This is a genomic window from Burkholderia sp. Ap-955 (genome assembly GCF_011753045.1).
In the GTDB taxonomy this organism is placed as follows: domain Bacteria; phylum Pseudomonadota; class Gammaproteobacteria; order Burkholderiales; family Burkholderiaceae; genus Burkholderia; species Burkholderia lata_D.
Genome location: NZ_VWWH01000143.1, coordinates 1 through 11,368, shown reverse-complemented (window position 1 = coordinate 11,368; position 11,368 = coordinate 1). Strand labels below are relative to the sequence as shown.

At 67.3% G+C, this 11,368-nt stretch carries 13 protein-coding genes; 10 read left to right on the top strand and 3 right to left on the bottom strand.

Annotation, left to right across the window (positions count from 1 at the left end; all coding sequences use genetic code 11):
- From F3J15_RS35535 to F3J15_RS35490, 10 genes are all read left to right on the top strand, one after another.
- A partial coding sequence (locus F3J15_RS35535) for a GNAT family N-acetyltransferase (RefSeq protein ID WP_166897188.1) occupies positions 1-479 on the top strand: 479 nt, incomplete at its 5' end.
- A gap of 32 nt (positions 480-511) precedes the next feature.
- Positions 512-1,888, top strand: a complete 1,377-nt coding sequence (locus tag F3J15_RS35530) for a lysine N(6)-hydroxylase/L-ornithine N(5)-oxygenase family protein (RefSeq protein ID WP_166897185.1) — start codon at positions 512-514, stop codon at positions 1,886-1,888.
- A 22-nt stretch (positions 1,889-1,910) separates the two neighbouring features.
- Complete coding sequence (locus tag F3J15_RS35525) at positions 1,911-4,160, top strand: TonB-dependent siderophore receptor (protein ID WP_166897183.1); 2,250 nt, start codon at positions 1,911-1,913, stop codon at positions 4,158-4,160.
- A gap of 86 nt (positions 4,161-4,246) precedes the next feature.
- Positions 4,247-5,086 (top strand): formyltransferase family protein, encoded by an 840-nt coding sequence (locus F3J15_RS35520; protein ID WP_089445607.1) that lies wholly within the window; start codon positions 4,247-4,249, stop codon positions 5,084-5,086.
- Positions 5,086-6,102, top strand: a complete 1,017-nt coding sequence (locus tag F3J15_RS35515; protein ID WP_166897180.1) for a GNAT family N-acetyltransferase — start codon at positions 5,086-5,088, stop codon at positions 6,100-6,102. The genes F3J15_RS35520 and F3J15_RS35515 overlap by 1 nt, the downstream gene beginning before the upstream one ends.
- A gap of 269 nt (positions 6,103-6,371) precedes the next feature.
- On the top strand, positions 6,372-6,635 hold the full coding sequence (gene vapB, locus F3J15_RS35510; protein ID WP_166897177.1) for a type II toxin-antitoxin system VapB family antitoxin: 264 nt from the start codon (positions 6,372-6,374) through the stop codon (positions 6,633-6,635).
- Positions 6,632-7,048: a PIN domain-containing protein gene (locus tag F3J15_RS35505; RefSeq protein ID WP_083265877.1), complete on the top strand. Its 417-nt coding sequence runs from the start codon at positions 6,632-6,634 to the stop codon at positions 7,046-7,048. Before vapB ends, F3J15_RS35505 begins: the two co-directional genes overlap by 4 nt.
- A gap of 362 nt (positions 7,049-7,410) precedes the next feature.
- Positions 7,411-8,574: a M20 aminoacylase family protein gene (locus tag F3J15_RS35500; protein WP_166897174.1), complete on the top strand. Its 1,164-nt coding sequence runs from the start codon at positions 7,411-7,413 to the stop codon at positions 8,572-8,574.
- A 117-nt stretch (positions 8,575-8,691) separates the two neighbouring features.
- Positions 8,692-8,937 (top strand): type II toxin-antitoxin system ParD family antitoxin, encoded by a 246-nt coding sequence (locus tag F3J15_RS35495; protein ID WP_166897171.1) that lies wholly within the window; start codon positions 8,692-8,694, stop codon positions 8,935-8,937.
- Positions 8,927-9,226: a type II toxin-antitoxin system RelE/ParE family toxin gene (locus tag F3J15_RS35490; RefSeq protein WP_166897168.1), complete on the top strand. Its 300-nt coding sequence runs from the start codon at positions 8,927-8,929 to the stop codon at positions 9,224-9,226. The genes F3J15_RS35495 and F3J15_RS35490 overlap by 11 nt, the downstream gene beginning before the upstream one ends.
- A 70-nt stretch (positions 9,227-9,296) precedes the next feature.
- On the opposite strand, the gene F3J15_RS35485 is transcribed toward F3J15_RS35490, so the two are convergent.
- The 3 genes from F3J15_RS35485 to F3J15_RS35475 form a co-directional block, all read right to left on the bottom strand.
- On the bottom strand, positions 9,297-10,601 hold the full coding sequence (locus tag F3J15_RS35485) for a cobyrinate a,c-diamide synthase (protein WP_166897165.1): 1,305 nt from the start codon (positions 10,599-10,601) through the stop codon (positions 9,297-9,299).
- 2 nt (positions 10,602-10,603) lie between these two features.
- Positions 10,604-11,206, bottom strand: coding sequence for a cob(I)yrinic acid a,c-diamide adenosyltransferase (gene cobO / locus F3J15_RS35480; protein ID WP_166897162.1), 603 nt, complete (start codon positions 11,204-11,206; stop codon positions 10,604-10,606).
- 37 nt (positions 11,207-11,243) lie between these two features.
- On the bottom strand, positions 11,244-11,368 hold a 125-nt coding region (locus F3J15_RS35475; protein ID WP_205191127.1), incomplete at its 5' end, for a cobalamin biosynthesis protein.

Genomic DNA, 11,368 nt, shown 5'->3' with positions numbered 1-11,368 from the left:
GACTCGCGCGCTGGTTCGACGAGCCGCGCGTGCGCGACGGCTGGCCGGGCACGCCGCCCGGTGCGGACGGCACGCAAGGCGCCGCGCCCGACACCGATCCGCACGTGATGCCGCTCGTCGGCTGCTTCGACGGCGAACCGTTCGCGTATGTCGAGGCGTACTGGCTGAAGGAAGACGCGCTCGCGCCGCACGTCGCGGCGCGCGACTACGACCGCGGGCTGCGGATGCTGGTCGGCGAGTCGCGCTGGCGCGGCCCGCATTGCGTGGCGGGCTGGCTGCCGTCCGTCGTTCATTACCTGTTTCTCGACGACCCGCGTACCGAAGTGGTCGGCTGTGCCGTTCCGGCCGGCCACGCGCGGGTTGCCGACCATCTCGCGCGGCACGGCTTCGCGCGGCAGCGCCGTCTCGTGCTGGCCGACGCGCAGCCGCTGTGGATGCGCACGCTGCGCGAGACGTTCTTCTCCGGCCGTCACGTCTGACGCGCCGGATTCACCGACAAGGGAGCTGAGACATGCAGAGAGAAACCGTATTCGACCTGATCGGCGTCGGCTTCGGGCCGTCGAATCTGGCGCTGGCCATCCGCCTCGAGGAACGGCGCGCGGCGCGCCCGCTCACCCATTGTTTCGTCGAGCGCCAGCCTGAATTCGGCTGGCATCGCGGCATGCTGCTCGACGACTGCCGGATGCAGATCTCGTTTCTGAAGGATCTCGTCACGATGCGCGATCCGAAAAGCCGCTACACGTTCATCAACTACCTGTTCGAACGCGGCCGGCTGAACGAATTCGTCAACCTGAAGAACTTCTATCCGACCCGCGTCGAATTCCACGACTACCTGAGCTGGGTGGCCGAGGCGTTCGACGATCGCGTCCATTACAGCGAGACCGTCCTCGCGATCGAGCCGGTGCACGGCGACGGCGCGAGGATCGACGCGCTGCGCGTGCTGTCGCGCGACGCGGCCGGCCACGAGCGCCAGCGCGTCACGCGCGCGCTGTCGGTCGGCGTCGGCGGCACGCCGGCGGTGCCGGACGCGTTCGCCGCACTCGGCCGCGACCGCGTGATCCACTCGTCGTCGTACCTGACCGACATCGACCGGCTCGTCGCGTCGCCGGACGGCGAGCGCCGCCGCGTCGCCGTGATCGGCGCGGGGCAGAGCGCGGCCGAGGTGTTCATCGATCTCGCGCGCCGCTTCCCGCACGTCGACGCGAGCCTCGTGATGCGCGCCGGCGCCCTGAAGCCGGCGGACGACAGCCCGTTCGTCAACGAGATCTTCAGCCCCGAGTTCACCGATGTCGTCTATGCACAGCCGCACGACGCGCGCCGCGCGCTGCTCGAGCGCTATCGCGACACGAACTACGCGGTGGTCGACCGGCCGCTGATCGAACAGATCTACGAAATGCTGTACCTGCAGCGCATCGACGGCACGCCGCGTCACGCGCTGCTCGCGAACAGCGCGATCGAGGCCGCGCTGCGCACCGCCGACGGCCGCATCGAGCTGACGCTGCGCGACCGGATGAGCGGCGACACGCGCGTCGAGCGCTTCGACGCGCTCGTACTGGCCACCGGCTACCGCCGCGACACGCATTCGGCGCTGCTCGAAGGGCTCGCGCCGCACCTGGGCGATGCGCTCTCACGGGGAGACGTCACGCGCGACTACCTGCTCGCGACGCCCGAGCACTTCGCGCCGCGCATCTACCTGCAAGGCTGCTGCGAAGACAGCCACGGCCTGTCCGACACGCTGCTGTCGGTACTGGCGCGCCGCGCGGACGAAATCTGCGCGTCGCTCGAAGACGGGATCACGCCCGCCCATGAAGAAGGCGCGGCCCGGGCAACACAGGAAAAACGACAGGAAAACGGGGCGAGCGCGAGCCGGATGGCATTCGCTCTTTGACAAAGGCGCGGTCGGAGACCGCATGAAAAAAGTGGAGCAGAGAAAGATGGAGTGGGCATCAGGCACGCGTTTGCGTGCGATCGCAGCCGCGGCGAGCGTGGCGTTCGGTGTGGCGGCAGGGCACGCACATGCCCAGACGGCGCCGGCCGTGAACGCAGGCGCAGCGGCGTCGGCCGGCAGTGCGCAGAACGGTGCGGCGGCGAGTGCGTCGACCGGCACGCTGCCGACGATCAACGTCAACGCGGGCTCGGAAGGAGACGGCACGGTCGGGCTCGTCGCGAAGCGCAGCCGCACCGGCACGAAGACCAGTACGTCGATCAACGAGATCCCGCAGACGATCAACGTCGTCACCGCGCAGCAGATCGAGATGACCGGCGCGACCGACGTGAACGCGGCCCTGCGCTACGTGCCGGGCTTCTCGTCGTACGGCTCGGACAACCGTTCCGACTGGTACGCGGCGCTGCGCGGCTTCACGCCGACCGCGTACGTGAACGGGCTGCAGGTGCCGAACACGATCAACCTCGCGAGCTGGCGCGTCGATCCGTACATGATCGACAGCATCAGCGTGCTGCGCGGGCCGACGTCGGTGCTGTACGGCGCGGGCGACCCGGGTGCGATCGTCGACGTGCAGACCAAGCTCGCCGACGGCGAGCGCGTGCGCGAGGCCGGCGTGCAGATCGGCAACTACGCGCGCAAGCAGTTCATGATCGACGTCGGCGACAAGTTCGATCCGGACGGTAAATACGCGTACCGCTTCGTCGGCGTCGCACGCGACGGCAACGCGCTGACCGGCCCGAACAACGACCAGCGCGTCGCGCTCGCGCCGTCGTTCCGCTGGCGCCCGAACGCGGATACGTCGCTGACGCTGTCGGCCACCTATCTGCAGGACTGGGGCGACATCTCGTCGAACTTCCTGCCCGCGCAGGGTACGGTGCTGCCGAACCCGAACGGGCAGATCAACAAGGACGTGTACGAAGGCGATCCGAACTTCAACTACTACCGCAAGAAGCAGTGGTCGGTCGGCTATCAGTTCGAGCGGAACCTGACACCGGTGTGGACGTTCCGCCAGAACACGCGCCTGATGCACCTGTCGCTCGACAACGGTTCGGTATTCGGCAACGGCTTCGTCGACGGCAGCACGACCGACGTGTCGCGCTGGGCCGGTGTGTTCCAGATGAACTACAGCCGCTTCGACATCGACAACAACCTCGAAGGCCGCTTCGCGACGGGCCCGCTCCAGCACACGCTGCTGCTCGGCTTCCAGTACAACCGCCAGACCGCGACCGACAGCGAATGGCTTGCCGCCGCGCCGCCGCTGAACATCTACAACCCGGTCTACCTGCCTGTCACGAAGGCGGTGTTCACGCCCGACTCGACGTTCCGCACCAACACGTACACGACGATGAACACGTTCGGCCTGTACGCGCAGGACCAGATCAAGTGGAACCGCTGGACGCTGACGCTCGGCGGCCGCGAGGACTGGGTCAACATGCGGATGGACGACCGGGCGGCCGGCACGTCGACGAAGGCGGACGTCACGGCGTTCACCGGCCGCGTCGGCCTCACGTACCAGGGTGACTACGGGCTGTCGCCGTACGTCAGCTACGCGACGTCGTTCAATCCGCTGATAGGCGTGAACCTGGTCGGCGGCGGGCTGCCGCAGCCGACCCGCGGCAAGCAGATCGAAGCCGGCCTGCGCTGGCAGCCGCCCGGCAAGAACCTGATGCTGAACGCGGCGATCTACCAGATCAACCAGACCAACGTGCTCACGACCGCGCTGCCGAGCCAGGACCCGACCGGCACGAAGTCGGTGCAGACGGGCGAGGTGCGTTCGCGAGGAATCGAGCTGAGCGCGACCGGCAAGGTTACGCGCAACCTGTCGGTGATTGCCTCGTACGTGTATCAGGACGTGAAGAACGTGAAGGCCAACGACAGCTCGCTGAACAACTGGCCGGTCGACATTCCGCGTCCGCGCCAGATGGCGTCGCTGTGGACCGACTGGACGTGGCACACGGGGCCGCTCGCGGGCTTCGGCCTCGGCGGCGGCATTCGTTACCAGAGCGCATCGGCCGGTGCGGCCGACAACTCGCTGACGGTATCGAGCGTCACGCTGTTCGACGCGGGCGTGCACTACGACACGCGTAACTGGCGCTTCGCCGTGAACGGAACGAACCTGGCCAACCGTCACTACATCAGCGGCTGCCAGTCGATGAACGTCTGCGTGTTCGGCACCGACCGTACCGTGATCGCGACCGCGAAATACAACTGGTGACGTCGCGCGCCGCGGCCCGCCGGCCGGCCTTCGTGGCCGGCGCGGGTGGGCCTCGGCGCCTTCGTCCGCTTTTCCACGACGCATCCATGCCGAAGAAAAATCTCGTCTACATCCAGTCGCTGCGCAACGGCGCGGCCGATCGTGCCGGGCAGCCGGTCGCTTATCAGGGCGGTACGCGCTACATGAAGGCGCCGCTCGAATATCTCGTCGAACGCCTGAACGACTCGTCGCTCGGCGAGCGTTACACGCTCAAGGGCGTGATCGTCGACGACGACGACGGTTCGCCGGCCGACCGCGCGAAAGTCGCCGACTACGGCTTCGCCCGCACGCCGGGCCGTCCGTGGATCCTGCCGGAAGGGTTGGCGGTGCAGGGCCGGCCGGTCGACGAACTGTTCTGCACGATTGCGTCGACGTACCGGCGGTTGCCGCGCGACGCGCGCGAGCGCGTGGCCGGCAAACAGGCGTTCGAGCGCCGCCTGCTCGAGCGCCTGCTCGAACTCGACGCCGACGTCGTCGTGCTCGACGGGCTGCTCGTGATCCTCGACGAGCTCGTGCGGCCCGGCGCGCGCTTTCACCGGCGCATCGCCAACATCCACCCGGGCATCACGGCCGACGGCTCGCCGTTCCAGCGGCGCGGCGCGTGGGCGACGCTCGACGCGCTGCACGGCGCGCGCGGCGAACGGGTCGACTGGTCGAACGGCACGACCTCGGCCGTCGCGCCCGTGATGATGACGGGCGCGTCGTTTCACTACGTCGACAACGGCATCGATTCCGGCGAGGTGATCTGCGACGTGCTCGACACGCCGATCGCGCCGGACGACACGATTCTCGAACTGCGCTGGAACAACTTCCAGCGCAGCCTGTTTCCGGCACTCGAGCGGGGGCTGCACGTCCTCGCCGACCGCCATGACGCGGGAGCACTGTGATGCAAGACACGTTGACGAAACCGGCCGGCGCCGCGGACACCGTCGAAGGTGAAGTGGCCGCCGCGCTCGACGGCGCCGCACACGGGCAGGCGATGGCAGTCGCCGAGCACACGCTCGACGCGTGGCGGCCCGACGACTCGCCGGACGAACTGCTCGCGGCGTTCGTCGCGCTGTTCAACACCGACACGCGCCACGACGCGGCGACGATCACGGTGCCGCTCGGTGGCGCCGACGCGGCAGCCGTGGCGGCGTACGTCGCGCGCGCGGTGCGCGAGGGCGTGATCGACGGCGCGCAGGTCGCCGGCGACGCGCTGCGCTTCACCGTATCGCGTGCGACGTTCTGGCAGAACCCGCGGCCGTGGCTGAAGGCGCCCGCATCGGGCGGGATGCCGCTGCGCCATGTGATCACGAACGGCCACCGGCACCCGGTGCGGCCGCCGTCGCCGGCCGGCGAGATCTATGCACGCTATATGCCGCAGGTCGGGATGACGTTCAGCCTGCGCACCGTCGACGTCGACGCGCACGCGGACCTGTTCAGCGGCTGGATGAACCTCGATCGCGTCGCGCATTTCTGGGACCAGCGCGGCACGCGCGACGAGCACGCGGCGTATCTCGCCGAGCGGCTCGCCGATCCGCACATGCACCCGATGATCGGCTATTTCGACGACACGCCGTTCGGCTATTTCGAGTTCTACTGGGCGAAGGAGGACCGTCTCGCGCCGTTCTACGACGCGCACGACTACGACCGCGGGCTGCACCTGCTGATCGGCGATTCGCGCTTCCAGAGCGCCGGCAAGCTGCATGCCTGGTGGAGCGGGGTGCTGCACTACATGTTCGTCGACGAACCGCGCACGCAGCGGCTCGTGGGCGAGCCGCGCGTCGATCACGTGCGGCACATCGCGTACATGCACCGGCTGGGGTTCTACACGCTGAAGGAGTTCGACTTCCCGCACAAGCGCGCGGCGCTCACCGTGATCGAGCGCGATACATTCTTCGACACTTTCCGGTTGCCGTGACGGCGCGGGGGCGCGGTGCGGCGCGGTGCGGCGCGAGGTGGCGCGAGGTGGCGCGCGGCGCCGTGGCTCGCGGGCATCGGCCGTCCGGGATATGGACCGCGCGGCCTGCGTCGTGAAGAATGGATCGCTCTCCTCATCGACGACAGGCCCGCGACATGGCAAAAACATCCGCGACAACATGGGGCGCGACATCCGGTTTGCACGCTCCCACATTGACATATGCTGGCATATGCCTAAAATGGACGCATCGTACTCCCATGGAGTGGCTCATGCGCACCGTTTCCATTTTCAAGAACGCCCGTAACCAGGCAATCCGCATCCCGAAGGACATGGAGTTCGAGGGCGTGACCGAACTCGAGATCCGCCGCGAGGGCGACACGCTGCTGCTGCGGCCCGTGCGGCCCACGTGGCTCTCGTTCGTGAGCGAACCGCTGGCCGACGCCGACTTCCTCGCCGAACGCCCGGCCGTCATCGAATCCGGCCGCTTCGACCTGTCCGGTGGTAGCGCCGCGCCGACGGAGTCCGGCCAGTGACCACGCTCTACATGCTCGATACGAACATCTGTTCGTTCATCATGCGCGAGCGGCCGCCCGTGGTGCTGTCTCGCTTGCAATCGTGCGTCAATGCGCAGCACCGGATCGTCGTCTCGGCGATTACCTATGCCGAAATGCGGTTCGGCGCGGTTGGCCGGAAGGCATCGCCGAAGCATGCGGAACTCGTGACGGCCTTTGTTGCGCGGCTGGATGGCGTGCTGTCGTGGGATACGGCGGCCGTCGATGCAACCGCCGCGATTCGTGCCGATCTTGCCGCGCGCGGCACGCCGATCGGCGCGAACGACGCGTCGATCGCCGGCCATGCGATCGCGGCCGGTGCCGTGCTCGTCACGCACAACAGCCGCGAGTTCGGCCGGGTCGCCGGGTTGTCACTCGAAGACTGGGCGGCCTGAACGCGGTCGGGTCAAGATGTGCCCGTGTCGGGACTTGTTCACTTTTCAGCCGGCGTACACAGAAAACGCACACGGCTGAAAAGTGAACAAGACGAACTCAAGTCATTGATTTAAATAAAATTCCCACCTTCTTCCATCGGCTTGCCGCACTCTCCGGGGGCCGGAAATCGAAGACGGACACACGGTTCGGCCAACCCCGCGAACCTGTGTCAATCGTTCCGAAAATCGGTTCAGGCTCGTCCCGCCGAGCGTTGAACCAGCGGCAACTATCAGTTGCTACCACGACGACTTTCCGTCTGCCCGGTTGTCGTCGAACCCACTATCCTTGCCTGCATATTCCCCACAGGACAGGAGACGACACCGTGACGCACAGCGTGATTCCCGCAGGCCTCGCCGACGAAATGATCGAGATCCGGCACCGCATCCACGCTCACCCCGAGCTCGGCTTCGAGGAATTCGCGACGAGCGACCTCGTCGCGGAGCAACTGCAGTCGTGGGGCTACACGGTGCATCGCGGGCTGGGCGGCACGGGCGTCGTCGCGCAGTTGAAGGTCGGCGACGGCGCGCAGCGTCTCGGCCTGCGCGCCGACATGGACGCACTGCCGATCCACGAGGCCACGGGCCTGCCGTACGAGAGCAGGATCGCCGGCAAGATGCATGCGTGCGGCCACGACGGCCACACGGCGATGCTGCTCGCGGCCGCGAAGCATCTTGCGCGCGAGCGCCGTTTCTCCGGCACGCTGAACCTGATTTTCCAGCCGGCCGAGGAAGGGCTCGGCGGCGCGAAGAAGATGCTGGACGAAGGGCTGTTCGAGCTGTTCCCGTGCGACGCGATCTTCGCGATGCACAACATGCCCGGCTTCCCGACGGGCAAGTTCGGCTTCCTGCCGGGGGCGTTCATGGCGTCGTCGGATACGGTGATCGTCGACGTGCAGGGCCGGGGCGGCCACGGCGCGGTGCCGCACAAGGCGGTCGATTCGGTGGTCGTCTGCGCGCAGATCGTCATCGCGCTGCAGACGATCGTGTCGCGCAACGTGTCGCCGCTCGACATGGCGATCGTCACGGTCGGCGCGATCCACGCGGGCGAGGCGCCGAACGTGATTCCCGATCGCGCGCAGATGCGCCTGTCGGTGCGTGCGCTGAAGCCGGAGGTGCGCGACCTGCTCGAGACGCGCATCAAGGAAGTCGTGCATGCGCAGGCGGCCGTGTTCGGCGCGACCGTGACGATCGACTACCAGCGCCGCTACCCGGTGCTCGTCAACGATGCGGAAATGACCGCGTTCGCGCGCAACGTCGCCCGCGAATGGGTGGGCGATGCGAACCTGATCGACGAGATGGTGCCGCTCACCGGCAGCGAGGATTTCGCGTTCCTGCTCGAGAAGCGGCCGGGCTGCTACCTGATCATCGGTAACGGCGACGGGGAGGGCGGCTGCATGGTGCACAACCCCGGCTACGACTTCAACGACGCGGCGCTGCCCACCGGTGCGTCGTACTGGGTGAAGCTGGCGGAGTCGTTCCTGGTTTGACGGAGGAAACGACGCATACACCGCGAGGCTCGGAATCAACAAGGTCTCCGCAGCGGCTGAGCGCCTGAAGTACCAAACTTTGGTATATGAAGGCCGCATTGAAACAGGAGGTGACTCATGTCGCGAAACACATCCGTTTCCCTGGGCGACCACTTTGCCGAATTCGTCGACGCTCAAATTCACTCGGGACGATACAGTTCCGCGAGCGATGTCGTACGAGCTGGTTTGCGACTTCTCGAATCACATGAAACGCAGGTGCGCGCATTGCAGGAAGCGTTGAAGGCTGGTGAGGCATCGGGAACACCCCAACCATTCGACAACGAGGCCTTCCTGGCCCGGATGCGGCCGACGCATGGCGGTTAAAGGCAGACCGCTTCAGCTCACACCGTTGGCCGAACTCGATCTCGAAGACATTTGGCGCTATACCGTCGGGCGTGGGTCGCTCAAGCAAGCCGACCTTTACCACCGCGATCTGATCGGAACAATGGAAGCGCTGGCGCGCGGTGAAAAGGCCGGTCGGACGTGCCTTGTTCGCGATGGATATTTCCGGTACGCAGTGGGGTCCCACGTCGTGTTCTATCGCGAAACGGAATACACGATCGATGTGATTCGGGTCCTGCATCAACGCATGGACATCGAACAACATTTGTAGTCGCACAAAACAGGCACGTGATCGTGGCGACGGGGCATGCAATTCCGGCATGACTTGAGCGATCCCGAGTCTAGAACGCTTCCCCGCTGAACAACGCCGTCACCGCATCCGGATTCGACGGCCAGTACATGTGCATGTACGTCGCGATGATCGCATCGCGACAATAGACGGCTTCGCCGCTGCCCGATGCGCCGTCGGGGCGTACGGCATGCGCGACCGGTTCCATTGGCGTCGCGAGCCGCGAATAGTGGAACGTATGCCCCCGCATCGTCCCGCTGCGCGTGTCGACCTGCTGCATGCCGAGCGCCGCGAACCGGCGCTGCATCGTCGCCTGACCCGGCAACAGCCCAAGCATCGGCGTCGTCACGCCGTCCACGTCGGTCAGCGATTCACACAGATACACCATCCCCCCGCATTCCGCGACGATCGGCCGGCCGGCCGCCGCGTACGCGCGAATCGACCGCGCGGTCGCGGCATTCGCGGCGAGTGCCGCCGCATGCAATTCCGGATAGCCGCCCGGCAGGAACAGTGCGTCGCAGTCGTCCGGCACGGGTTCGTCGGCGAGCGGCGAAAAGAATCGCACCTGCGCGCCGAGCGTGTCGAGCAACGCGAGATTCGCCGGATAAATGAACGAAAAAGCCACATCGCGCGCCACCGCGATCCGCTTGCCGGCGAGCGCACGCGGTAGCGGCGCTGTTGCATCCGGTTCCGCGAACGCAACGGCCGGCGGCAACTCGGCAAGCGCCGTCAGTGCGAGCACATCGGCCGCGCGATCGAGCCGCGCGTCGAGATCGCCGATGTCGTTCGGCTGGTGCAGGCCGAGATGCCGCTCCGGCAGCGCGATGCCCGCATCGGCCGGCACGTGCCCGAGCCAGCGCAGGTCGTCGGGCATCGCCTGTCGCAGCAGTTCCGCGTGCCGGGCCGAGCCGACGCGATTCGCCAGCACGCCGTGAAACGGCAGCCCCGGCCGGAACCGCGCGAGCCCGAACGCGATCGCCGCGAACGTCTGCGCCATCGACTTTGCGGAAATCACCGCGACGACCGGCACGCCGAACGCGGCCGCGAGGTCGGCGCTGCTCGGCGTACCGTCGAACAAGCCCATCACGCCTTCGATCAGGACCAGGTCCGCCTCGCGCGCGGCGTCGGCCAGCAGCGCGCGGCAGCCGGCCTCGCCGACCATCCCGAGGTCGAGCGCATGCACGGGCGCGCCGCTCGCGCGTTCGAGCAGCATCGGATCGAGAAAATCCGGCCCGGTCTTGAACACGCGCACGCGGCGGCCGAGCCGGCGGTGCAGCCGCGCCAGGCCAGCCGTCACCGACGTCTTGCCCTGGCCCGACGCGGGCGCACTGACGAACAGCGCGGGGCAGGCGGGCATGCTCAGAACTCCACGCCGCGCTGCGCCTTCACGCCTTGCTCCTTGTACGGATGCTTGACGAGCCGCATTTCGGTGACGAGGTCGGCCGCATCGATCAGCGCGTCGGGCGCATGCCGCCCGGTCACGACGACGTGCACCGAATCGGGACGCGCGGCGAGCGTCGCGAGCACTTCGTCGAGCGGCAGGTATTCGTACTTCAGCACCGTGTTCAGCTCGTCGAGGATCACCATCTGGTAATCGCCGCTCTCGATCATCCGGCGCGCCTCGTCCCAGCCCTTGCGCGCGGTCGCGATGTCGGCGTCGCGGTTCTGCGTGTTCCACGTATAGCCGTCGCCCATCGTCACGAAATCGCATTCGGCCACCGCGCCGAGGAAGTCGCGCTCGGACGTGTGCAGCGCGCCCTTGATGAACTGCACGACACCGAGCCGCATGCCGTGGCCGAGCACGCGCACGGCCATGCCGAACGCGGCCGTGCTCTTGCCCTTGCCGTTGCCGGTATTGACGATCAGCAGGCCCTTCTCGTTGACGGCGGCGGCCTGCTTCTTCTCGTGGCCCGCACGGCGGCGTTCGGTCATCCGTTGATGGGATTCGGCGTCGGTTTTCATCGGATTCGTCCTGTCGAAAGAAAGCGAAACAAAGGGTTCAAAGCGGGCCGGCGAGTGCGACCGTCACGCCGTCCCGGATGGATTTGGGGCCCAGCAGCCGGCCGTGCGGCGCCGCGAGCTGCGCGCACGGCTCGGCCACGCCCGCGACGCCGAAGCGGGCGA

Excerpts from the sequence above, each read along its gene's own strand:
- F3J15_RS35495 (WP_166897171.1), top strand. The coding sequence starts at position 8,692 with ATGTCGCGAAACACATCCGTTTCCCTGGGCGACCACTTTGCCGAATTC.
- cobO (WP_166897162.1), bottom strand. The coding sequence starts at position 11,206 with ATGAAAACCGACGCCGAATCCCATCAACGGATGACCGAACGCCGCCGT.
- F3J15_RS35490 (WP_166897168.1), top strand. The coding sequence starts at position 8,927 with ATGGCGGTTAAAGGCAGACCGCTTCAGCTCACACCGTTGGCCGAACTC.
- vapB (WP_166897177.1), top strand. The coding sequence starts at position 6,372 with ATGCGCACCGTTTCCATTTTCAAGAACGCCCGTAACCAGGCAATCCGC.
- F3J15_RS35530 (WP_166897185.1), top strand. The coding sequence starts at position 512 with ATGCAGAGAGAAACCGTATTCGACCTGATCGGCGTCGGCTTCGGGCCG.
- F3J15_RS35525 (WP_166897183.1), top strand. The coding sequence starts at position 1,911 with ATGAAAAAAGTGGAGCAGAGAAAGATGGAGTGGGCATCAGGCACGCGT.
- F3J15_RS35485 (WP_166897165.1), bottom strand. The coding sequence starts at position 10,601 with ATGCCCGCCTGCCCCGCGCTGTTCGTCAGTGCGCCCGCGTCGGGCCAG.
- F3J15_RS35520 (WP_089445607.1), top strand. The coding sequence starts at position 4,247 with ATGCCGAAGAAAAATCTCGTCTACATCCAGTCGCTGCGCAACGGCGCG.
- F3J15_RS35515 (WP_166897180.1), top strand. The coding sequence starts at position 5,086 with ATGCAAGACACGTTGACGAAACCGGCCGGCGCCGCGGACACCGTCGAA.